17 protein-coding genes are annotated in these 21,937 nt (G+C 59.8%); 3 read left to right on the top strand and 14 right to left on the bottom strand.

The features are described from left to right. Window positions 1–20: 20 nt before the first annotated feature. The 6 genes from ACFFT4_RS18100 to ACFFT4_RS18075 all read right to left on the bottom strand — a co-directional run bounded on the left by ACFFT4_RS18100 (window position 21) and on the right by ACFFT4_RS18075 (window position 8,219). Window positions 21–1,301, bottom strand: a complete 1,281-nt coding sequence (locus ACFFT4_RS18100) for an ABC transporter substrate-binding protein (RefSeq protein WP_378050016.1) — start codon at window positions 1,299–1,301, stop codon at window positions 21–23. 107 nt (window positions 1,302–1,408) lie between these two features. Further along, window positions 1,409–2,938, bottom strand: coding sequence for a response regulator transcription factor (locus ACFFT4_RS18095; RefSeq protein WP_378050014.1), 1,530 nt, complete (start codon window positions 2,936–2,938; stop codon window positions 1,409–1,411). Continuing rightward, on the bottom strand, window positions 2,931–4,763 hold the full coding sequence (locus ACFFT4_RS18090; protein WP_378050012.1) for a cache domain-containing sensor histidine kinase: 1,833 nt from the start codon (window positions 4,761–4,763) through the stop codon (window positions 2,931–2,933). Before ACFFT4_RS18090 ends, ACFFT4_RS18095 begins: the two co-directional genes overlap by 8 nt. A 78-nt stretch (window positions 4,764–4,841) precedes the next feature. Beyond that, entirely contained in the window at window positions 4,842–5,906 is a 1,065-nt protein-coding gene (locus ACFFT4_RS18085; RefSeq protein WP_378050010.1) for a tartrate dehydrogenase, read from the bottom strand. After that, window positions 5,903–7,354, bottom strand: coding sequence for an NAD-dependent succinate-semialdehyde dehydrogenase (locus ACFFT4_RS18080; protein WP_378050008.1), 1,452 nt, complete (start codon window positions 7,352–7,354; stop codon window positions 5,903–5,905). Before ACFFT4_RS18080 ends, ACFFT4_RS18085 begins: the two co-directional genes overlap by 4 nt. 28 nt (window positions 7,355–7,382) lie before the next feature. Continuing rightward, the gene (locus ACFFT4_RS18075; protein WP_378050006.1) at window positions 7,383–8,219 is read right to left on the bottom strand and encodes a class II fructose-bisphosphate aldolase; all 837 of its coding nucleotides are present in this window, start codon (window positions 8,217–8,219) and stop codon (window positions 7,383–7,385) included. Between the two features lie 194 nt (window positions 8,220–8,413). Here ACFFT4_RS18075 and ACFFT4_RS18070 point away from each other — a divergent pair, with 194 nt between their 5' ends. From ACFFT4_RS18070 to ACFFT4_RS18060, 3 genes are all read left to right on the top strand, one after another. Beyond that, window positions 8,414–9,445 carry a zinc-dependent alcohol dehydrogenase family protein gene (locus ACFFT4_RS18070; protein ID WP_378050004.1) on the top strand — a complete coding sequence of 344 codons (1,032 nt, stop codon included), beginning with the start codon at window positions 8,414–8,416 and terminating at the stop codon, window positions 9,443–9,445. Further along, a complete protein-coding gene (locus ACFFT4_RS18065; RefSeq protein ID WP_378050002.1) occupies window positions 9,442–10,353 on the top strand; it encodes a PfkB family carbohydrate kinase in 912 nt (303 codons plus the stop codon). Before ACFFT4_RS18070 ends, ACFFT4_RS18065 begins: the two co-directional genes overlap by 4 nt. A gap of 71 nt (window positions 10,354–10,424) precedes the next feature. Continuing rightward, complete coding sequence (locus ACFFT4_RS18060; protein WP_378050000.1) at window positions 10,425–11,177, top strand: DeoR/GlpR family DNA-binding transcription regulator; 753 nt, start codon at window positions 10,425–10,427, stop codon at window positions 11,175–11,177. Between the two features lie 328 nt (window positions 11,178–11,505). On the opposite strand, the gene ACFFT4_RS18055 is transcribed toward ACFFT4_RS18060, so the two are convergent. The 8 genes from ACFFT4_RS18055 to ACFFT4_RS18020 all read right to left on the bottom strand — a co-directional run bounded on the left by ACFFT4_RS18055 (window position 11,506) and on the right by ACFFT4_RS18020 (window position 21,886). Beyond that, window positions 11,506–13,161 (bottom strand): hypothetical protein, encoded by a 1,656-nt coding sequence (locus ACFFT4_RS18055; RefSeq protein WP_378049998.1) that lies wholly within the window; start codon window positions 13,159–13,161, stop codon window positions 11,506–11,508. Continuing rightward, complete coding sequence (locus tag ACFFT4_RS18050; RefSeq protein ID WP_378049996.1) at window positions 13,158–14,234, bottom strand: Gfo/Idh/MocA family protein; 1,077 nt, start codon at window positions 14,232–14,234, stop codon at window positions 13,158–13,160. The genes ACFFT4_RS18055 and ACFFT4_RS18050 overlap by 4 nt, the downstream gene beginning before the upstream one ends. A gap of 35 nt (window positions 14,235–14,269) precedes the next feature. Beyond that, window positions 14,270–15,097 (bottom strand): carbohydrate ABC transporter permease, encoded by an 828-nt coding sequence (locus ACFFT4_RS18045; RefSeq protein WP_378049994.1) that lies wholly within the window; start codon window positions 15,095–15,097, stop codon window positions 14,270–14,272. Window positions 15,098–15,116: 19 nt separating this feature from the next. Continuing rightward, a complete protein-coding gene (locus tag ACFFT4_RS18040) occupies window positions 15,117–16,019 on the bottom strand; it encodes a carbohydrate ABC transporter permease (RefSeq protein WP_378049992.1) in 903 nt (300 codons plus the stop codon). A gap of 116 nt (window positions 16,020–16,135) precedes the next feature. After that, entirely contained in the window at window positions 16,136–17,614 is a 1,479-nt protein-coding gene (locus tag ACFFT4_RS18035) for an ABC transporter substrate-binding protein (RefSeq protein WP_378049990.1), read from the bottom strand. 143 nt (window positions 17,615–17,757) lie between these two features. Next, entirely contained in the window at window positions 17,758–19,329 is a 1,572-nt protein-coding gene (locus ACFFT4_RS18030) for a response regulator transcription factor (RefSeq protein WP_378049989.1), read from the bottom strand. Window positions 19,330–19,353: 24 nt separating this feature from the next. Beyond that, window positions 19,354–21,132, bottom strand: coding sequence for a cache domain-containing sensor histidine kinase (locus ACFFT4_RS18025; protein WP_378049987.1), 1,779 nt, complete (start codon window positions 21,130–21,132; stop codon window positions 19,354–19,356). Window positions 21,133–21,343: 211 nt separating this feature from the next. After that, window positions 21,344–21,886: a DoxX family membrane protein gene (locus tag ACFFT4_RS18020; protein WP_378049985.1), complete on the bottom strand. Its 543-nt coding sequence runs from the start codon at window positions 21,884–21,886 to the stop codon at window positions 21,344–21,346. Window positions 21,887–21,937: the final 51 nt, after the last annotated feature.

Below are 21,937 nucleotides of genomic sequence, written 5' to 3'. Positions count from 1 at the left end.
TATCCCGTCATGTTCTCTGTTTATCTTTGCTGCAATTCTTTCAGCTTGGCATCCAGCCGCTGCGGAACCTCTTCCGGCGGAATGACGCCGGCGAGCGCGTCCTGGGAAGCTTTGACCAGCTCCGCCAGCAAGGATACGGAATAGTCGCCGAAGTTGTTGTGCGGCAAGTACAGGCGAACCTCGTTGTCGAGGTACATCCGGTTGAATTCGGCCATCACTTCAGGAACCTTGGACTGCGAGCCGTTCACCCCGGACAGGTAGCCGGTCATGTTCGAGTACAGCGTAGCGCCTTCCGGCGAGCCGACGAACTCGATAAACTTGTACGCCGCGTCCCGGTTCTTCGTCTGCGAGCCGACGGCGATGCCGACGTTGACCGTTCCGTACAAATACTGGATGCCCGGCTCCGTGCCGACGAGCGGAAAGATGCCCAGATCAAGATCCGGATTCGCTTCCAGAATGCGCTTGAGGTGATCGTTGTTGCCGACGATCATCGCCACTTGGCCGGTCGCGAATTCATTGATGAACTGATCCGTTCCGACGCCCAGGAAATCTTTCTCGTACAAGCCGCTTTGCACGATATCCTTGTACCAGGTTTGGTAGGGTCCCGTCCACAGGTCGGCGAACGTTTTTTTGCCTTCGATAATCTGATCGTCCAGCGTGTCGTCCTTGGAGATGACATCGTTATAGAACAAGGCGTTGGGAAGCGTCCACAAATACTCTCCGCGCTCCATGATCGGCTTGACTCCTTGGGCCTTGATCCGGTTCATCGTGTCGACCAGCTCCGCCCAGGTCGTCGGCGTTCCGGCAATGCCGGCGTCTGCGAACAGCTTTTTGTTGTACAAAATGCCGCCCAGCCAGGTATCCGGCGCGAAGGCGTACTGTTTGCCTTCGAAGCTGTATTGATCGATATTGTTTTGATTCAGGTTGGCAAAGGCCGAATTGTCGGAAATGTCCGTCGCATAGCCGTTCTTGATCATCTCGAAGCGGTTTTGCGGGTTCAGGAAGAACAGATCGGGCACTTCGTTGGTCACCGTCAGCACCTTGAGCTTCTCTTCGTAATCCTTGGTCGGCGGCGCGAACTGCAGGTCGATCTCGATATTCGGATATTTCGCGTTAAACGCGTCCAGCAGCGGCTTCATGCCGTCCTCGTTGTACAGCGACAAGAAGGTCAGCTTCACTTTCTCGTCGCCGCCGCTCGCCTGGCTTCCGCCCGGCGAAGCGGCTTTCTCGTCGTTGCCGCAGGCGGTCAGCGCCGTCGCGGCCAGCAGCACGGACAAGAGGGTCATCGTTTTTTTCTTCAAGCTTGTTCATCCCCTTTATATTTGCTTGACTTAACTATAAAGGACGCGAAAACGCTTCAAAATGCGCGATATCATGATTGTTTGCGCTATTCTACGATTTTGCGCTTTTAGCTGCCGTACCGCTTGCGGTATTGCGTCGTCGTCATGCCCGTTTCCTTGGCGAACATCCGGCTGAAGTGATACTCGCTGCTGTATCCGATCAGGCAGGCGATCTCGTAATTCGTTTTGCTCGTCTCCCGCAGCCATTTCTTCGCTTGCTCCAGACGGAAACGAATGACGTAATCCCAGAAATTCTCCCCGGTCTGATCCTTATAAATTTTGGAGAAATGATTTTTGCTGAGCCCGACATGGTCGGCCACGTCCTGGATCGTAAAGCTTTCCTCGTCGTAATGCTCCAGCACGTACTCCTTGGCCTTGCGGATCAAGGCGTAATTTTTATTGTTGCTCTGCACGGAGCGGATGGCCGAGCTCGCCTTGACGGCAATTTCCTCCATAAAAGCGAGCAGGCTGCCGAAACGGAAGCAGCTTTGCAGGTCGCTTGCTTCCGCGCCGGCGAGCATGTCGGCAAACTCGCCGTCCAGCTTGCCCAGTTCCTCGCGTACCAGCACAATGCACTCCTCGCAAAATCGGCGCAGGTCGGACGGACGCGTCGGCTTGCCTCCGAATTCGGACAGCGCTTCCCTAATCCACTGTGACAAAGAATGGGCATTGCCGGATTGCACCTTCTCCAGCAGCGCCCATTTCCGGCGAATGAATTCGTCCGAGGCGAGCGGCTGAAGCCGCGCCCCCTCCCCATACTGCACGACCGCGCAATCCGCTTCCTCGTAAAATCCGGCCTCCGCCGCTTCCGCCGCTTCCCGATACGCGCGAGCAAAGCCTTCGGGGAACGTCCGCACCGTGCTGATGCCGCAGCGGGCTTTGCCCGCTGCCCCGCCGTGTTCGCGAAGCTTCCGCGCCAGCCGGCCCTGGCTGCCCGGAGGCTCGGGCGGGCAGACGAGAAGCGTCGCTCCCGGAGCGAGCGCAACGGCGCAGGCGGCGACATCCGCCCGCCGAACCGGGCTCTCCGGGCCTCCGTCCGGTGCCTCTTCCTTCCCCCCCAACTTCTCCTCCGCGCAATAAACCAGTTGCCCCGCTCCGTTCCGGATGCCCAACTCTTCCAGCAGAGCGGCCAGCTCGGGGACGCGCTTGCCCGCTTCTTCCTCCGGCCGCTCCAACTCGCGAAGAAGCCGGCGCACCGTCTCCTCGCTTCGCGCCGACCGCTCCTGCTTCAGCTCCTCTCCGATTTGACGAAGCATGTCGGCCAGCTTGTTCTCGTTGATCGGCTTCAGCAAATAAGAGTGGACGCCGTACTCGATCGCCTGGCGGGCATATTCGAATTCTCCGTAAGCGCTCAGAACGATGACGCGCGCGCGGGCGTCCAGTTGGCGCGCCTCGCGGATAAAATCCATCCCGTCCATGACCGGCATGCGGATGTCCGCGATGACCGCGGCCGGACGAACCCGGCGGAACAGCTCCAGCCCCTCCCGGCCGTCGGATGCGGTCCCCGCCACCTCGAAGCCGAGCTCCTTCCAGTCCAGCACGCGTTCCAGCAGCTCCAGATTGGTCGCTTCATCGTCGATGAAAATGATTTTATGCATGCGGCAGCCCCCTTATGGAACGAAAATCCCCAGGCGCGTACGGCTCGCAAGGAAACGTAAGACGCACTTCCGTAAAGGCCTGCGGCTCGCTTCTGACGGTCAGTCCGAACTCCCGGCCGTACCGCAGCTTGATGCGCTGCGCCACATTCTGCAGCCCGATGCTGCGCTCCTCGTCTCCGTCCAGAATGCGCTCGTTCAATTTCTCCACCTGTTCCCTGGCCATCCCGACGCCGTTGTCGGTCACGCTCAGCTCCACGATGCCTTCCCGGCAGACGGCGCGAAGCACGATCCGGCAATCCGTCTTCCTGTCGGGAAAAGCATGGACAATGCAGTTTTCCACAATCGGCTGCAAAATGAATTTCGGAACCGCCGCCTCCCTGACGGCCTCTTCCGCTTCGCACGCAAATTCGTATTTGCCTTTAAAGCGCTTCTGATAAATTTCTACGTATTTGCGCACGTAGGCCAACTCGTCCTCCAGCTTGACCGGCTCGTTCCGGCCGGTAATCGGATAGCGCAGCAGCTCGCCCAGACTCGTCACCAGAGAGCTGACCTCCCGGTGTCTTTCCATAACCGCCTCGGCCTTGATCAGGTGGAGCGTATTGTACAGAAAGTGCGGGTTGATCTGCTGCTGCAGTTCCTTCAACTCCGCTTCCTTCTGCTTCAGGTTGGACACGTAAACCTGCTCGATCAGTTCGTGAATCTCCTTGACCATCCGCTCGAACCGCTCGCCGATGATTGCCACCTCTCCGTATCCGTAGTCGGTCGGCTGGGCGTTGAAGTCGTGCTTCTGCACGTTCCGGATACGGGACAGCAGCGCCTTGATCGGCTTCGTGATCTGTTTGGAAACGACGTAGGAAATGACAATGACGAGCAGGATGCCGACAATAAGCGTTACCCAAATGGCCTTCCGGTTCTGGTTCGCCGTCTGCTCGATCTGCGCGTACGGAATTTCCCCGACCAGCGTCCAACCGGTGACCTGCGAGCGGTTAAAGACGATCAACCGGTCGCCGCCGTCGCGCTGCGCCTGAAAATAGCCCGAGCCGGCCCCCGACATCCTCTGCCTCAGCGAATCGCCGATGCGGCCGCCCACCGCCGCCGGATCGGAATGAACGATGATCTCCCCGTTCTGGTCGACCATATAGATTTGGCTGGCGGAGCCTACGGATACCGTCTGCGCGATTTCGCTGAATTTCTGCAAATTGATGTCGCACAGCACGTAGCCGAGCACCTTGCCGTTGTCGACGACCGACAGCAGCGCGGAGAGCACCTTGTCCTGGGCGTTCTTGCCGATATAGTAATCGCTGGCGTGGGTACTGATGAACTGAATGCCGGGAAGATCGCGCTCCTTCATCCCGCTCATCCAGGCCTCGTCGAAGAACGAATAGCTCCCGGAAATGGTATCCGAGGAGCTGACGTTTTTTACGAAACCGTTTTTGCCGATGACGATCATATCTTTGATGTAGGGCTTGAACTGGTAGATGTTGATCGTGAAATCCTCGAAATCCCTCAGCATGGACAGGCGCGAGGTCCAATCGACGGAGGAATAATCGCGCAGCAGCTTCAGCACGTTAGGATTGCGGGCCAGCATAATGAGTGGAGTCTTAATGTCGTTAAAATAAAAATCGATGTTGATCATCGCCTGCGTAATAACCTTCTGCGTATTCTGAATCGTCTGCCGCTCGAACGCGCCTACGAACAGGTTGTACGTAAAGCTGCCGATCGAGAGCATCATGACGGTAAATAATATCGCGAAGTTAACCATCATTTTCGTGCCGATAGACCGGTTTCTCCAGCGCTGGCCGGTTTGGCGGAGATAGGTAGACATGGCCTCACCTTCTTCGGTGTCGGGATATGGAGCGTCGGTATTGCCGAGCTTCATCATATAATACCCCGGGTCCGAAAGCTATTTTCCCCGCCGATACAGACGGGCGAGAATGTCGGACACTGCTTCTTCGGTCGTCGCGGAGCCGCCAAGGTCTCTCGTCTTCACTCCCGCCGCCAGCGAATCCTCGATGGCGCCAAGCACCAGCTCGCCCAGCTCCGGCAATCCTATGAAATCCAGCATCTGTTTCGCCGTCCAGATTTGGCCGATCGGATTGGCCAGCCCCTTGCCGGCAATGTCCGGGGCGGAGCCGTGCACCGGCTCGAACATCGAAGGATACTTCCGCTCCACGTTCAGATTCGCCGCCGGAGCGATGCCGATGCTGCCCATAATTGCGCCGCCAAGATCGGTCAGAATGTCGCCGAACAGGTTCGAAGCGACAATGACGTCGAACTGCTGCGGCCGCATGACCAGATAGGCGCACAGCGCGTCGATGTGCACGCTGCGGGCCGCCGCGTCGGGATACGCCGCGCCGACCTCGCCGAAGACGCGGTCCCAGAACGGCATGCTGTGAACGATGCCGTTCGATTTCGTCGCGGAGACGACGGAATGGCGACGCTCCGCCGCCAGCTCGAACGCGTACTTCATCGCCTTGGCCGTCTGTCTGCGGGTGAAAATCGCGTTCTGCACAACCAGCTCGTCCTCGTCCGAATGAATCGCTCCGCCGGCCTGGGAATATTCGCCCTCGGAGTTTTCCCGCACGACGACGAAGTCGAACGGCTCCGGATTTCTCAGCGGCGACTCGAGACCGCGCAGCAGCTTGGCCGGACGGACGTTGATCGATTGCTCGCACTCTCTGCGAATGCGCACGAGCAGTCCCCACAAGGAAATATGATCGGGAACCAGCTCCGGCATGCCTACCGCGCCCAGAAAAATCTGATCGAACTGCTTAAGCGTGGCGATGCCGTCCTCCGGCATCATCTCGCCGTGCTGCAAATAGTATTCGCAATTCCAGGGAAAGAAAGTCCAATTCCATTTCAGGCCGCCGTGAATGTCCGCGACGGCTTCCAGGCAGCGAAGCGCCGCGGGGACAACCTCCTTGCCGATGCCGTCGCCGGGGATAACTGCAATATCGTACGTATTCATGCGCGCGCTCCCGTCTCTTCAATTTGAATGGATACGAATTTCGTCTCCAGGTAATCGGCCACGCTGTCCGGGCCGCCCTCCCTGCCGATGCCGCTCTCCTTCACGCCGCCGAACGGTCCCTGAACCGTCGTCGGCACGGCGTCGTTGCAGCCGACGATGCCGTATTCCAGCGCCTCGTGCACCCGGAACATCCGGGACAGATCGCGCGTGTAGAAGTACGCCGCCAGCCCGTACGGCGTATCGTTGGCCATCGCGATCGCCTCCTCTTCGGTTCGGAACGAGGCGATCGGCGCCACGGGACCGAAGGTTTCCTCCCGCATCACCTGCATGTCCGGCGTCGCTCCCGTCAGTACGGTCGGCTCGAAGAAAAATCCGGGCGTATCCGTCTTCCGTCCGCCTCCGGTTACGACCTGCGCGCCCTTGGCAACAGCGTCACGAACGTGACGCTCCGCCTTCTCCAGCGCCCGGGCGTCGATGACCGGGCCCAGCTCCGTCCGCGGATCGCGGCCGTCGCCGACGACCAGCCGCTCTACCGCAGACTTGAGCTTGTCGGTAAACGCCGCGGCAATCGACTCCTGCACATAGATACGGTTGGCGCAGATGCACGTCTGCCCGGCGTTCCTGAACTTGCTGGCCATCGCGCCCCGGACGGCCTCGTCCAAATCCGCATCCTCGAAAACGATAAACGGCGCATGTCCGCCCAGTTCCATCGACATTTTCTTGACCTGATCGGCCGCCCCGCGCAGCAGCTTCTTGCCGACGGCCGTCGATCCGGTAAACGTGATTTTCCGGATTGCGGGATGATTCAGCAGCACGCCGCCGATTTCTTCCGCGTCTCCGGTGACGACGTTCAGCACGCCCGGCGGCAGCCCTTCCCGCTCGGCCAGCTCGGCCAGCTTCAGCGCCGCTCCGGGAGTTTGCGGCGCCGGCTTGAACACGACCGTGCAGCCCGCAGCCAGCGCGGGTCCCAGCTTGCGCGCCGCCATGGAGAGCGGAAAATTCCAGGGAGTGATCGCCCCGACCGGACCGACGGGCTGCCGGATCGTGAGCAGCCGCTTGCCCTCGACGGACGCCGGAATGACCTTACCGTAAGCGCGAACGGCTTCCTCGGCGTTCCATTTCAAATAATCGATCGCGATCTTCACTTCGCCGCGCGCTTCGGCGAGCGGCTTGCCCATCTCCAGCGTAATCAGCTCGGCCAGCTCTTCGGAAGCTTCGGTCATCCGCGCCGCGATCCGGTGCAGCAGCTCCGCCCGTTCCTTGGCCGGACGCTTCGACCATGCCGGGAAAGCTGCGGCGGCCGCGGCGACGGCCCGCTCCGCGTCGGCCCGGCCGCCATAGGGAGCCGTGCCGACGGCTTGGCCGTTCGCGGGGTTGATCGTCTCGTACGTCGCGGAAGAGAGAGCTTGCTCCCATTGTCCTCCGATATACATCGCCCAGTGTTTCATTGCGTTTCCTCCTATCCTCCGACGAGGCTCAGACTTGTCCGGCAGCGCGGAAATCCTCCAAGCGGCGCGCCGCCGCCGTATGCGCCCGCTCCTTGCCTGAAGCGGCAACATTCAAGTAATCGATGCCGTCGCTCTGCGCAAGCTGAGCGAGCCCTTCCAAATAGGCGCGGGCAAACTCGGTGAAAATGTTGATTTTCGCGATGCCGTTGTCGATGACGCTGTGAATTTCCGCCAGCGGCGTTTCCGAGCCGCCATGGAGCACAAGCGGGATTTCCACCTTCCGGTTGATCTCCTGCAGCACATCCAGCCGGAAGGTCGGGCCGCCATCGCGATAATGGCCGTGCGTATTGCCGATCGAGATCGCCAAATAGTCTACCCCGGTCCGCTCGGCAAAATATTCCGCCTCGTCCGTGGACGTCACTTCGTTCCCGTCGCCCGCCTTGGCGCTTCCGACGTGGCCCAGTTCGGCCTCGACCGATACGTTCGCCGCGTGGGCGACCTTGACGATGTCCCTCGTCGTCGCGATATTGTCTTCGATCGGCAGCAGGGAGCCGTCGTACATAATCGAGGTAAAGCCCAGCCGCAGCGCTTCGATCGCCCTCTCCCACGTTCTGCCGTGATCCAGATGCAGCACGACGGGAACCGTTGCCCTGTCGGCCCGGCGCTTGACCGCATGAACGAGATTTTCGATGTCCAGCACCGGAAAATGACGGTCTACCAGCCCGACGATGACCGGCGCCCGCAGCGATTCCGCCGCGGCGATGACCGCCTCCACCATTTCCAAATTCAGAACGTTGAACTGAGGGACCGCATATTTTCTCCGCTTTGCATCCTGCAGAAGCCCTGTTCCGTTTACGAGAGCCATTCCGTTTCCTCCTTGTGTCTGTCTTGCTGAGCTCGTTTTACCCACTACACTATAAATCAGTTTCGTATTTGTGTCTATACGAAACTAAAACGAATATTTAACGTTTCGAATGAAATATTTTAATTGAATTTCGATTTCGTTTCCGCTACAATTAGGCTCATTCGAACGGTTTATTTTAAAGGAGAGTCAACGAGATGAGTTATCTAGCCGCCGAATTTCAAGGCCCCAACCAGCTTCGCCTCGTACGCAAGCCGATGCCCGAAGTCCGCGGACAGGACGTGCTGATCCGGATCGAAGCCGGCACGATTTGCGGAACCGACCTGCACATTATGGCCGGACATCATTTTGCCGAGGCGCCCGTCGTCATCTGCCACGAATTTTCCGGTTATGTCGAAGCCGTCGGCGAACGGGTGAACACCGTGCAGGTCGGCGATCTGGTTACCGTCGAGCCGCATCTGTTCTGCGGAACGTGCAAATATTGCCGCATCGGCAAGGAGCATCTGTGCCTGAACAAGCTGGCCTTCGGCGTCCATCTGGACGGAGGCTTCGCCGAGCTGTGCGTCGTTCCCGAGAAAACGGTGTACGAAGTGCCGGAGGGCATGAGCGCGGAGGTTGCCGCATTGACGGAAAATATCGGCTGCTGCCTGCACGGCGTCGACCGGCTGGAGGTCCGGGGCGGCGACACCGCCGTCATTATCGGCGGCGGCTTCGTCGGCATCGTGCTGGCCGAGCTGATCCGCCGCAGCGGAGCGAGCCGGGTCATCGTCGCCGAACCCAACGAGGTGCGCCGCAGCCTGCTGGCCAAGCGCGGCTTCATCGTCGTCGATCCGCTCCGCGAAAGTCTCCCCGAACGCGTCCGGCTCGAGACGGGTGAGCTGGGCGCGGACATCGTCGTGGAAGCGGCCGGCCGCGCCGACACCGCCAAGCAATGCTTCGAGCTGGCCGGCCGGGGCGCCACTATTATGTTCTTCGGAGTCGTCCCTCCGTCGCAGAGCATCGAGGTTTCTCCCAACGATATTTTCAAGCGGGAGCTTAAGGTGCTCGGTTCGGCGATCAATCCGTACACGCATCACCGGGCACTGGAAATTATGCCGTCGCTGGAGCTGGACGAGCTGATTACGCATCGCTTTCCGCTGGAAGACATCGCGCAGGCGTTCGAGACGGCCGGACTGGGCTCCGGCATCAAGGTCGCCGTTCGTCCCCGCATGGGCGGTGGCCGCCCATGAGCGGCCCGATCGTATTCGTCGGGGCGGCGACGCTCGACCATATCGCGCTCGTGGACCGCGTGCCGCGCAGCGACCAGCGCATCCCGGCGCGCGAGCTGATTCAATGCGGCGGCGGACCGGCGGCGAACGCCGCCGCCGCGGCGCGGGCGCTGGGCGCGCCCTGCGCCCTCATCTCGGCGGTCGGCGACGACGCTGCGGGCGCGGCGATCGCCGCCGAGCTGGAGCGCGACGGCATCGCCGCAGCCGACGTGCAGGTCGTGCGCGGCGGCCGCTCCTCCACGAGCCTGATTCACGTGGAGAGCAGCGGCCTGCGCACAATTACCTATTACGGCGGCGTACTGCAGGCGTACGATCTGGCGCGCTTCCCGCTTGAGAGCGTCGAGCGGTGCGCGCTGGTTCACGCGGACGGCAACTTCCCGGAGCTGACGCTGCTCGCGCTGCAGACCGCCCGGCGCTGCGGCAAGATAACTTCTCTGGACGGCGGAAATATTCGCGAGGCGGACCTTGAACGGCTGCTTCCTTATGTCGATGTATTTATTACGGATGTCCAGTCGCTGCCGCAGGCGCTGTCCGGGTTATCTCCGGAGCAGACGTGCCTGGAGCTGGGCAAGTCGGGACCGTCCTGCACCGCCGTAACGCTGGGCAAGCGGGGCTGCGCTCTCTGGAGCCGCACGCACGGCTTCACCCAGGTCCAGGGCGTTCCGGTGAAGGCGCTGGACACGACCGGAGCCGGCGACAACTTCCACGGCGCCTTCGCTTACGGGCTGTGGAAAGGAATGACGCCGTTCGAAAGCCTGCGGCTCGCGAACGCGTTCGCCGCTCTGAGCTGCGAGGGGCTGGGCGGCCGGGGCAGATTGGCGTCGTTCGAGGAGATCGACCGGCTCTATCTGCGCCCTTCGCAAGTCTGACCGCACGGCCAAGCGGCAGCCCGGCCGCCGTCCGAACCCGGGACATACTCGATTTGAAAGGATGGCTTTCCGTGAAAGAGAGATGGAGCCGCATTCTGACCGCCGTCAATGAAGCCAAAGAAATGACCGTCGCCGATTTGAGCAAGCAATTCGCCGTATCCGAGGTCACCATCCGCAAAGATCTGATCGAACTGGAGAATCAGGGACTGCTCATTCGCCGGCATGGCAGCGCCGTCGCGCCGGAGCAGCCGAACATCCCTCCTTTCCTCGTGCGCAGCCGTCTGGAGGCAAGCGAGAAGGAAGCAATCGCCCGCGCCGCCGCGGCGCTCATCGACGACGGCGACTCGGTGCTGATCGACGCGGGAACGACTCCGCTGGCGGCGGCCGTCGAACTGAAGCAGAAGAAAATTACCATCATCACCAACTCGCTGCCGGTCGGCCTGGAACTGGCCGACGGCCCGGGAACGGTATCGCTGGCCTGCGGCGAGCTGATTGCGGGCAGGAACGGGGTGGCCGGACCGGATACGGAGCACTATCTGGAACGGATTCGCGCGAATTGGGCGATTATCGGGGCGAGCGGCTTCCAGGCGGATCATGGCTTCTCGACGTCGTCGGCGATCGAAGCGGCAACCAAAAAAAAAATGATCGAAGCGGCCAGCAAAGTCATTCTGGTCGTCGATCACAGCAAGTTTGCCCGGATCAAGCCGGCTTTGTTCGCCGCCTTCGAACGGGTCGATGTCGTCGTCACCTCGGTCAAGACGCCTCCGGCCGTCCTGCAAGACCTGCAAGCCCGCGGCATTCAGGTCATTGCGGCCGAATTCTGAGCAGGACAAACAGGGGCTGTTCCATAAGGCGGGCAACTAAAATGATCAATAAAGAAAAGGGGCATGTATCTCCCCGAGAGCAAAGCGCCTGCCTCGTACGGTCACGAAATTACCCTTTTACGGGTTACCCTTTCAGATTTCACGACCGCGCTCGGGGTACCCGAAAAGTAATCGGAATAAGCTGCAAAGCTTCTCGTCACTTTCCGGGGTACATCGCTGCGGAGGGAGATACATGCCCCGTTCTTTTTTACTGATCGTTCTACATGCTGCGTTTTGGAACAGACCCTGTTCTATGAATATAATGTCAAGCAAGAAGTCCCGCTCAGGCTCATCGCGGGTTCGAGCGAACAATCTCGAAATCCAACGTAAAGCCCGCCGAATCGCCGCGGTACATCCGGACCTCCCCGCTTCCGAAGCGCTGGCGCCAGCAATCTCCGCTCCCGATGAAGGGACGAACCGTTTCCTTTACGGCGTCGTCCTTGAAGTCGTCCGTAACGATCCACATGCCCTCTCCGATCCGGCCGCTCGTTCTCCAGCCTTCCGGCGCAAGCCACGAGGCGATCACGACGACCGCTCCGTTCTCCGCGCGGCGGCGGACGGCGGACAACGTCTCGTCAGACAGACGCGTACCGGCGACGACGATCAGTTTCGGGCTGCCCAATTGCCGCTCCTCTACCCGCTCGTCATAAACCAATACGTTGTTCATCGGATAGAAGAGCGGATGCACGCGCTTCTCCGGCGCAAGCGGCACGCCCCGCTCCAGCGGAAACGATTCCTGCGGGAAGTCGGCCTTCAGCTTGTGGCGCGGAAACGCAAAGCCCGGAATATGCATGCAGCTGCCGTGCGCGGGAATCGTGCCATGACTGAGCAGATGCCAGACCTGGAACACGCTGCGCCCCTCGTCGCCCGCCGACAGCCCGCGATTCCCGTACAGCCGCTCGTTCTGGCCGTAATTGCAGTCGTCCGCATGAATAAATACGATGTCGGGCTCGGCCTCCGAATGGTTCCAGGGCAGCGGATTTTCCGGTACGTACTTGCGGGCGAATTCTTCCCAGACCTCTCCGAATTCCGTCTTGCGGAACCCGCTCTCCTCGCGGCGTAGAAGAACGTCGACATTTTCGGCGAACAGATGGGTCGGGCCCATCCAGTATCCCATTCGCAGCGCGGAAGCGTACTCCTCCGGGGAATGGCCGGGAAAACCGGACGTGCGGGTAAACCACGGCCCCGCGTCGGGCCCCCACAGATCGGCGCATATCCAAAGCCGCTTTCCGTACTGCTTCGCCGCTCCGAGCGCCGTCGACAGCTGCAGCGGCTGGAACGATTCCTTCATGATTTTCGGGCATAAATCCATACCTCCGCGCGCATGCGCGTGAAAAAGAACGGGGAACACGTGCTCGGCAACAAGAGGAGCATCGGCCCCCTTGAAGCCCCTGTTCTCCAGCAATCTCCGGAAATGGGACGTCCTTGCGACGATCGCCGCGACAACGGCTTCCTGCGACTGCGCAAGCGTCAAGCCCTCCGTCGCTCCCCAGTGCGGATAAAACCCGTCCTTGCGATACTGAGCGGCATTGATCTGCAGATGCTCGGGCTCGTCGTACAGCAGTCCCATCAGACGTCCGCTCGCGGCCGCCTCCGTCACATCGGCGTCCGCCACGTCGAAGCGATTGGTTCCCTCCGCATGCGGTCCGTTGATGTTGCCGTACTCGTTGCCCAGACAGACGTCCATTCCGCAGGCCGCGGCATCGCGAAGCAGCTCCGCGTGTCCGGCCGCTCCCGGCACGACATGATGAACGTAGAAATCCGCCCCCATTTGCCGCATGACGGCCATAAATTCCCGCGGAGGCGGCGTCGGGTCCTGCGCCGGAACGATGCTTCCCGTGCCCGTCCGCATAATGGACGCGGATTGCTCCTCCGCCCACGGGTCCAGCCAGGAAACCGTCGGCCCTTGTATGCCCAGACGAGGCCGAACTACAGTCTGCTTCATTGTTTACTCCCCCTCCTTATTTCCGTTCCCGTTGGTTCCCGCCCGCCGGCTTCCCGAGACGACCGGTAAACGTCCAGCACGAGGGCAAGCGCCTCCCGCCCGGCTTCTCCGGTAACGGCCGGCTCGCGATCGCCGACGATTGCCGCGACGAAATCGGCATACTGCCGGACGAAAGCCTGCCGATCCGCGGGCACGGCCGAATCACCCCCTGCTGTGCCTTGATCCTGCCGTTCCTCCGCCGCGTTAACGCCGGGGCTCCCGTCCCCATTATTCATATACAGCCTGGTCAACGTTTCTCCTTCCAGCAGAGCCGAACCCGCCGAACCGATGATTTCGATCCTCGCGGGAGAGCCGGGATAAGCCGACGTCGTGCACGACAGCGTCCCCAGCGCACCGCCGGCGAATTTCAGAAGCGCAGCCGCGGTATCCTCCGTCTCCATCCGCTCATGGGTCATCGTCGCGGCATGTCCGGCCACTTCCGCGACCGGTCCCATCAGATGCAGCAGCAGATCGACGGTATGAATGCCCTGATTGATCAGAACGCCTCCGCCGTCTCCCGCCCAGGTTCCTCTCCAGCCTCCGCTGTCGTAATACGCCTGGTCCCGATACCAGTGAACGCAGGCGGAGACCAGCACCGGACGCCCCAGGCCGCTCGCTTCCAGCAGCGTTTTGAGGCGGATAACATCGGGATCGAAGCGATGCTGCGAAATGACGCCTAGTTTAAGCCCCCGGCTGCGGAAGGCCGCTATCGTCTCGTCCGCTTTGGCAAGCGTAATCTCAATCGGCTTCTCGACGATCGCGTGCTTGCCGGCTTCGGCGGCGAGAACCGCGATATCTCCGTGGCTGCCACTCGGCGTGCAGATGCCGACGGCATCGATATCGTCCCTCTGCAGCAGCTCCCGAAAATCGGCGTACCCCTCCAGCCCCCAAGCTTCCGCGAAAGAAGCGAGCCGCTCCGGGGATTTGCCGGCGACGGCCGCGAGTTCCGCATTGGGCAGCGAAGCGATCGCCGACGCGTGAGCCGACGCGACTGCCCCGCAGCCGATCAGCCCGAATCTGATTTTGGAAACCATCGATCGTTTCTCCTCTCCGGTCCTCGCTTGCTTGATTAAGCTTTGACGGCTCCGCTCGTCAAGCCGTCCACGAAGTATTTCATGGCGAAGCCGATCACCAGCATCAGCGGCACGGAAGCCAGCACGTAGGCGGCCATCATCGGACCGTAATCCGTCGAATATTCGTTCGAGAACGACATGATGCCGGTCACGATCGGCTTGAGCGCCTTGTCGTTGATCGTAACGAGCGGCCAAATGTAATCGTTCCACGAAGAATGGAAATTCAGCACCGCAATCGTTCCGAGAATCGGCTTGGACAGCGGAAGCACCAGGCTTCTCAAAATACGGACTTCTCTGGCGCCGTCCATGCGGAAGCTCTCGAACAGATCCTCCGGCAAACCCGCGAAGAAGCTGCGAAGCAGGAATACGGCGATGATGCAGCCTCCGGCGATCTGCGGCAGGATGACGACCGCGTAAGTGTTCAGCATTCCCATCGCGACGACGAGCTTGAACATCGGAATCAGCAGCAGGACGGCCGGAACCATCATAAGCGCGATGACCAGATAATAGAGCGTTTCCCGGCCGGGAAAACGATACCTTGCGAACGCGTATGCGGCCAGAGCGGCTACGACCAGCACGCCGGCAACGGCGCAGGCCGCGATAATGATCGAATTGAGCGCGAACGGCACGACCGTGTCGAACGCCCGCCTGTAATTCTCCCATTGGATGACGTCCGGGAGCTTGAACACGCCCAGGCTGACCTGCATGTTCGATTTGAAGGAGGTCAGCGCCATAATCAACAGCGGGAAAAAACTGAACAATACGAACAACGCCAGCAGACCGATTAAAATCGCGGAAACGAGCTTTCCGTTGGATGATGACATGGATAACGCCCCCTTTCGTTCAGACCTGGTCACCGTCCGACTTGATCAGCTTGTTGGAAGCGACCGTCAGCGCCAGCATCAGAATAAGCATCACGAAGCCGATCGTGGAGGCATAGCCGAAATCGTTATGCGTGAAGCCCGATTGAAACATATACAGGCCGGGAACGAGCGTCTCGCTGCCCGGACCTCCGTTGGTCATAATCAGCTGTTTGTAAAAAGACTGCATGCCGTGCAAAATGCCGAGGATAAAAATAAGCTTGAGCTGTCCCATAATCATCGGAATGTCGATGGACACGATACGCCGCCAAGCGCCGCAGCCTTCCATCACGGAGGCTTCGATCAGCGATCTCGGAATCGCCTGAAGCGCGGCGAATACGACGAGCAGGAAAATCGGATTCACGAACGGAAACCCGGAAAACAGGACGGAGAACAGCGCGGTATCCGAGCCGCCGAGCCAGAGCTGGGGCGGAATGCCGAACAGCTCCACGATGGTGTTCATCCCGCCTACGACCGGATTGTACAGAAACACCCACACCAGGATCAGGACGACCGACGGAACCGTAATCGTGATCACGAACAGCGTCCGGAACGCGTACTGAAGCCTGGCGCTCTTCAAATGAAACAGCAGCTCGGCGATGAACAGCGGCATCAGCACGCCGACCGTGCAGTCGAACAGGATGAACCAGAGCGCGTTGGTCAGCGACTTGTAGAAGGTAGCATCCCGGAAGAGCGCCACGAAATTGTCCATGCCGATGAAAATGGCCTCGTTGCCGCCTTTCCATTGATAAAAAGACATCTTGAGCGCCATGACGATCGGATAATAGCTGAAGACGCCCAGCAGGGCGACAAGCGGCAGCAAAAAAAGATAAGCGTGCTTGTAGCGATAAATCGCCCGAAGCAGGTTAAAGCCGTACGTTGGCATAATAGGGGCCCTCCCGTTCCTCACGGCGCCGGGCCGGAGCGCCCATTCAACGACGCCGGCGGCGGAAACCCGTTCCGCTGCCGGACGCCTCGGCCGGTCCGGTCCCGAACGGCCGATTACTTGTTGCCGTAGTCGTTATCCTTGGACCAGCCTTTCTCTTGTTTGACCTTCTCCGTTTCTTCCTTCATGTTCTTGGCGATAAGCTCGACCAGTTGGTCGGTCGTAATGTCGTCCAGCACATAGCGTTGAATTTGCTGCAGCACGTACTGGCGGGCGTTCGTGCCCAGAATGGCCTGCGAGTTCAGATCGACTTGATTTTGCGGTCTGTACTTCGGCAGGTACCGCTCCAGGTTGGCGTTCGGCTCGACGCCGCCGACCGTAGGCGTAATCCAGTTCAGATCCGCAAGCTGCGTCGCGATGGCGGGCGAGGTATAGAACATGATGAAGTCCATGACCTCGTCCTGGATCCCCTGCTTGACGGCGGACGGCATCACGACGAACGCGTCGGCCAAGTCGCCGAATTCGGCGGGATTCTCGTTGGAGGTCGGCGCCAGGTCCTTCGTGATGACCGGGAATTCGAACGTGTCCCAGTTGAACGGCGGCTTCATGTCGCTGGCGAACGGCTTGGCGTCGATGTTGATTGTGAACGTGTGGACGGCCTTGCTCTGCAGCCACATGTCCCGCGCTTCCGTCATCGACATCGCGATCGCGCCGGGCGCCCAGTAATCCGTGAACTGCTTGAACAGCTCGTACAGGCCGCGCACCTCCGGCTTGGCCACGTCGATGATGCCTTCGTCTACGGCTTTGACGTATTCGTTCTGCTCGTATTTATTGTTCTTGTACAGCGTATCGATCTGGTCGACGAACTGCTCCTGCGTCTGCTGGGCGGCGAATCTCGCGAACCAATCCCACGCCGACGTGACCTTGAGAAACCCAGAGAACGGCTCCGCGCCGATGCCCGCTTGGCGGATCGCCTCGAAGTTGGCGATCATCTCCGGGAAGGTTTGGGGTACCTGAAGTCCCAATTGGTCGTATACGTCTTTGTTGTACGCTATCTTCAGAGTGACCATCGAGGTGGCGATATTGTTCAGCTTGCCGTTGCGGGTGGACCGCATCAGATTGAGATCGACGTCGCGGAAGCTCTCGCCCCATTTTTGATTCGTATACGGGCTTACCTGCTCCAGATACGGGTCCATTTCCAGTACCGTATAGCCTTTGTCGTTATATTTGGTGTAGGGAAGATCGTAGCTGAAATCCATGACAACCTCGGGCTCCTGGTTGCCGGCCAGCTGAGCCGCCATCCAGACGTCGAAATCGGCGTTGCTCTGGGCGACTTCTTCGAAGGTGATGTTGACGTTGGGTTTAATTTTCTTGTACTCGGAGATGACCAGATCCATGCCGGCTTTCTTGCCGGGACCGGCCCATGAGGCGATTTTGAACGAGATCGGGGTCTCCCCGCCGGCTCCGTTGTCGGCGGTCTGAGACTCTCCCGCTTTGGAACCGGAGCTTCCGCTGCCTCCGCAGCCGCCGAGCAGCGCCGCGGTCAGGCCGAGCAGGACGAGCAGGGTAACGAGCTTTGTGGATGACGCTTTCATATCTGTTTTCCCCTTCCGATGGATGAACTGGCAAATTCGTCGGCGAGGGCCGCCCGAAGCGGCCGTCCGCCAACTGAAATCGCTTACTCCAACGTTAACCCTTCGGCGGAAAAATGATAATGCGGCAAAGTTGTGCCGGATGTTTAATTTTTTGTCCTGCTCCGCTGATACTCGCTGGGCGTCATGCCGGTATGCTTGCGAAACACCTGGCTGAAATACCGCTGATCCTCGTAGCCGACCCGGCTCGCGATTTCGTACACCTTGTTCGACGGATTGCCGAGCAGTCGGCAGGCTTTGTCGATGCGAACGCGGGTCAGGTAGTGCAGGTACGTTTCTCCCGTTCTTTTTTTGAATACTTTGCAGAAATAGCTGGGGTCGATGAAAAACGTTCTGGAGATGACGTCCAGGTCGATCGGCTCCGCATAGTGGGTGTTCATGTACAGCAGAATGTTGTCGATCTGTTCGCCCCCGGTATGCTCGAAGCTTCTGTCAAAGTGTGCCCGAACGCGCTGAAAGCTATCTCCGAGCCAGCCTCTGAGTCCATCCATCGTATCGTGCCGTCTCATCCCGTCCGAGGAGAAGACCTCCTCCTCCTCGAGCTTCCGCCGCGCGATTCCGATCTCCCCGAGCGCCTTGCGGACCTCGTACAACAATTCGGTGCACACGCGATAGACGTCCTGAGGAGCCATTCCCGCACGGCGGATTTCTTCGAAAAATACGTCCAGTTCGGTCTGCATGGCCGCTTCGTCGTTCTCGCTCACGGCTGCCAGCAGCCGCCTCGCCTGCTCCTCCGGATCCGGAAGACGGCTCGCGTTCTCCTGCGGAAGCGTGCTGAAGGCAATGACGGAGCCGACGCCGCGGAACAGCTTATGCCGCAGCGCAAACTCCGCCTGCCGGCAAAGCTCCGGCAGCCCGGACAGCCCCCCGGTCTCCGATACGCCGATCGTCGGCGCCGCCCCCGTCCGCTCCTTTATTTTTCCGATGATCTCGTCCAAGCTCTCCCCGACTCGCCGCCCGATGTCCTGCCCGCCGCCAAGCAGCAAGGTGCCGGTTCCGTCTTCGCAGGCCATGTACGAGCGGATGCCCCTGCGTCTGCAAACCTCCGCGACGACCTCCTCCAGCCTGTCTACGTCGGAAAAAGGCGCATCGCCCTGCAGCAGCGCCACCTGGTAACAGGCCTCGGTCAAATCGAGATCGTAATACGCCAGCTTGTCTGCGCCGATCGACGAGGGGGAGACCGCGCCGGCGACAAGATCGCGAATGAGCTTCCCTCTCACCAGGGAGAAGCTTTCCGTTGCGACCGTTTGCAGCGCGTTCCAGTCCGCCTTGTTTCTCTCGAGACCTTCGATATGCGCCCGAATGCCCCCCAGAACGGAGATCAGCTCCCTTTCCTCGACGGGCTTGAGCAGATAATCGGACACCCGGCTCTTGAGCGCCCGTCTGGCGTATTCGAACTCGTTAAACCCGGTCAATACGACGAAATGAGGCGTCATCCCGTCCCGAAGGCAATCCTCGATCATGTCCAGGCCGTCCTTGTACGGCATTTTAATGTCGGTCAGCACGACCTCGGGCTTCAGCGCCCGAATCGCCTCGATGCCTTCCTCGCCGTCTTGGGCCGTCCCGACGATGCGGAAGCCCATATCCTGCCAATCGACGAATTGCTCCAACCCTTTGATGATCATTGCGTCGTCATCGACGATAAGAACCGAATGCATCGTTATCCCCCGTTGGTTTTCGATTTATGGTCTTCGGCCGGGTATTCTCGCCGTCACGCTCGTGTAGCTGTCCGGCTCGCTGTCGATCGCCAGTCCGCAGCCCTCGCCGAAATGCAGCCGCAGTCTGCGGTGGACGTTGATCAACCCGATATGATCCTTGTCTGTGCTCGGGTCGTCCAGATTGCGCTGAATTTCCGCAAGGCGCTCCGGCTCGATGCCGGCCCCCTCGTCCCAAATCCGAATCAGCACGTCCTCGCCGTCCTCGCGGGCGGTAATCGCGATCCGTCTCGCTCCCCGCCTCCGGTTGATGCCGTGTTCGATCGCGTTCTCCACCAGCGGCTGCAGCACGAGCTTCAGGATGCCGACATCCTGCAGCGCCTCGGGAACGTCGATCCGGACGTCCAGCCTTTCTTCGTACCTGAGCTTCTGCAGCTTGATGTAGCTGGTCAGGTACGCCAGCTCGTCGGCCAGCGTCGTACGGCCCTTCTGGTCGGAAATGATGTACCGGAACAGATGGCCGAGCGCCTTGATCATCTCTGCCGTTCCGAGATCCTTGTTGACGACGGCAAGCATGCGCACGGACTCGAGCGCATTGTAAAGAAAATGCGGCTTGATCTTGCTCTTCATAGCGTCGAACTCCGCTTCTCGCTTCATCAATTCCACCTGGTGAATTCGGTTTTTCGTTTCGTTCAAGTCCGCTACGAGCCGGTAGAAGCCTTGTCCAAGCCCGGCAATCTCGTCCTGTCGCGCGGGCGCCGGCAGCGGCCAGAAAGCGAAGTCGCCGTTGGCGATCCGCTGCTTGACTTCCTTGGACAGCCTCTTGAGCGGCAGCGTCATCCGATGCGCCAGCAGCGCGGCCAGCAGGAACGCGCCGACGACGCAAAGGCCGGTGGACAGGAGGATGATCCGCTTGATGCTGAGCTGCGTCTGCTGCATCTCCCGGAACGGCGAAGAGACGATCAGGCTCCAGTCGCTGCCGGGAAGAGCGTTGTACACCGTCAGGCGATTGCTTTCCCCGGGCCCGTAGACGCCCGTCAAGTCCAGCTGTCCGCCTATCCGGCTCCCTGCGGACAACGCATCGGAGGCAAGCGACTTGCCGATCGCGGCTTCGTCCGTGCCGGAGATCGTGAGCCCCTTCCGGTCGGCGACAAGAATTTCCGAGCCGTTCGCGAGATTAACCGCCGAATTGATGCTTGAGAAATCCCGCTCGGCGAAAGCGATCATCACAAAGCCGAGGTCGCGGAAGGACTGCTCCGCTTGGACGAATTGCTTGACCTTGCGGGCGATGAAAATATACTTCCCGTTATGGTTATAGCTCCCCCAGTACGGCTTGCCGTCCAGCCGGTTCACGGCGTCCTGCCAGTCGGACTCGGCAACTGATGCGGGCATAAAGGTGTTGCCGCCCGAGTAGGTTTTGTCTCCGTTCGGTTTTACGATGGCGATCTCCTTGGCGCGGACCCCGTGAATTTTCAGCTCGTAGAGCTGCTTCTCCAGCAGATTCGCGGCGGTAATCCTCTGTTGGACGCTGCCGCCTCCGTCCGTCTTCAGCAGAGGGTCGATGATCGCCGAATTCGTCATAATCATCAGCGCGGCATCCGCCGCTCCGCTCATGAAGCTCGCCACGTTTTCCTTGGAATGCTCCAAAGCGGTCTCCATCATGTCCATCCCGTTGCGATGGATCATCTCGGAAAATTTATTGATGGTAAACACGGAAATGATCGTTGTCGGAGTCATAATGAATACCAGCAGAAGAATGAGTATTTGCGAACGTACGCTGCCTCCGATCATCCGCCCTCTGAACACTTGAAAGGCCCCCGTTTCTGTAAGCGCTGTCAACAGGCCGATGCCGTTAATGCAGATAAGTATAGCAGGTAACGCGGGATTCGGATACACCGCAGCGCTCCGGAAAAACGAACCATAAAGCCGTTAAAACCTCCGCGGACCGCATGAAAAAGAGGCGCCCTCGTCGTCTTTGCGACTCGGACAGCCTCTTTTTGCGACTACGATAAGTTGGTTATTTAGCCAATGCCTCTTCGCCGGTTGTCGGGTTCTTCGGCTTGCGGTGGAAGAGGCGGTCGGTGCCTTTATGAAGCAGCGGGAGCACGTAACGGTCAAGTCCGAAGCGCCCTGCGTTCGTTCCGGCGACGACGACCAGCAGTCCCAGCAGCAGGAGCCAAGGGTTCGTGCTTACCGTTCCGGTGAACAGGAACATGAAGTTCATCAGGAGCCCGAAGAAGGCGGCGGTCAGCGTCAAGGTGCCAAGGATAAGTCCAAGTCCGACAAGGAATTCGCCCCATGGGATCATCACGTTGATGATCTTCACGTTAGGCAGTGCGAAGTGTTCCAGGAACGCCAGGTAAGTCGGGTAGACCGCTTCGCCCGTCGCTTTGTCGACGATCGGGTTGTTGATGGCGTTGTTCAGGAAACCTCCGGCGTCGAACGGCGTTGCTCCGGTCAGCTTGTGCCAGCCTGCGGTTATCCAGGCATATCCGACGACGAATCTAACGATCGTTACGATCAAGGCCGCTATGCGGTGTTCTCTCCAAAGTTTCATCATGACACTCACTCCTAATGTTGTTTTTGTTTTTGCGAAGCCTTTGCTTGAAAT

It is taken from the genome of Cohnella cellulosilytica (genome assembly GCF_042431195.1).
GTDB lineage: Bacteria > Bacillota > Bacilli > Paenibacillales > Paenibacillaceae > Cohnella > Cohnella cellulosilytica.
This window is presented reverse-complemented; position numbering and strand designations above follow the sequence as displayed.

What these genes read in the sequence shown, in the direction of transcription:
- ACFFT4_RS18090 (WP_378050012.1), bottom strand. Translation starts at nt 4,763, where the DNA reads ATGTCTACCTATCTCCGCCAAACCGGCCAGCGCTGGAGAAACCGGTCT.
- ACFFT4_RS18080 (WP_378050008.1), bottom strand. Translation starts at nt 7,354, where the DNA reads ATGAAACACTGGGCGATGTATATCGGAGGACAATGGGAGCAAGCTCTC.
- ACFFT4_RS18070 (WP_378050004.1), top strand. Translation starts at nt 8,414, where the DNA reads ATGAGTTATCTAGCCGCCGAATTTCAAGGCCCCAACCAGCTTCGCCTC.
- ACFFT4_RS18095 (WP_378050014.1), bottom strand. Translation starts at nt 2,938, where the DNA reads ATGCATAAAATCATTTTCATCGACGATGAAGCGACCAATCTGGAGCTG.
- ACFFT4_RS18045 (WP_378049994.1), bottom strand. Translation starts at nt 15,097, where the DNA reads ATGTCATCATCCAACGGAAAGCTCGTTTCCGCGATTTTAATCGGTCTG.
- ACFFT4_RS18050 (WP_378049996.1), bottom strand. Translation starts at nt 14,234, where the DNA reads ATGGTTTCCAAAATCAGATTCGGGCTGATCGGCTGCGGGGCAGTCGCG.
- ACFFT4_RS18040 (WP_378049992.1), bottom strand. Translation starts at nt 16,019, where the DNA reads ATGCCAACGTACGGCTTTAACCTGCTTCGGGCGATTTATCGCTACAAG.
- ACFFT4_RS18030 (WP_378049989.1), bottom strand. Translation starts at nt 19,329, where the DNA reads ATGCATTCGGTTCTTATCGTCGATGACGACGCAATGATCATCAAAGGG.
- ACFFT4_RS18075 (WP_378050006.1), bottom strand. Translation starts at nt 8,219, where the DNA reads ATGGCTCTCGTAAACGGAACAGGGCTTCTGCAGGATGCAAAGCGGAGA.
- ACFFT4_RS18035 (WP_378049990.1), bottom strand. Translation starts at nt 17,614, where the DNA reads ATGAAAGCGTCATCCACAAAGCTCGTTACCCTGCTCGTCCTGCTCGGC.
- ACFFT4_RS18020 (WP_378049985.1), bottom strand. Translation starts at nt 21,886, where the DNA reads ATGATGAAACTTTGGAGAGAACACCGCATAGCGGCCTTGATCGTAACG.
- ACFFT4_RS18065 (WP_378050002.1), top strand. Translation starts at nt 9,442, where the DNA reads ATGAGCGGCCCGATCGTATTCGTCGGGGCGGCGACGCTCGACCATATC.
- ACFFT4_RS18085 (WP_378050010.1), bottom strand. Translation starts at nt 5,906, where the DNA reads ATGAATACGTACGATATTGCAGTTATCCCCGGCGACGGCATCGGCAAG.
- ACFFT4_RS18055 (WP_378049998.1), bottom strand. Translation starts at nt 13,161, where the DNA reads ATGAAGCAGACTGTAGTTCGGCCTCGTCTGGGCATACAAGGGCCGACG.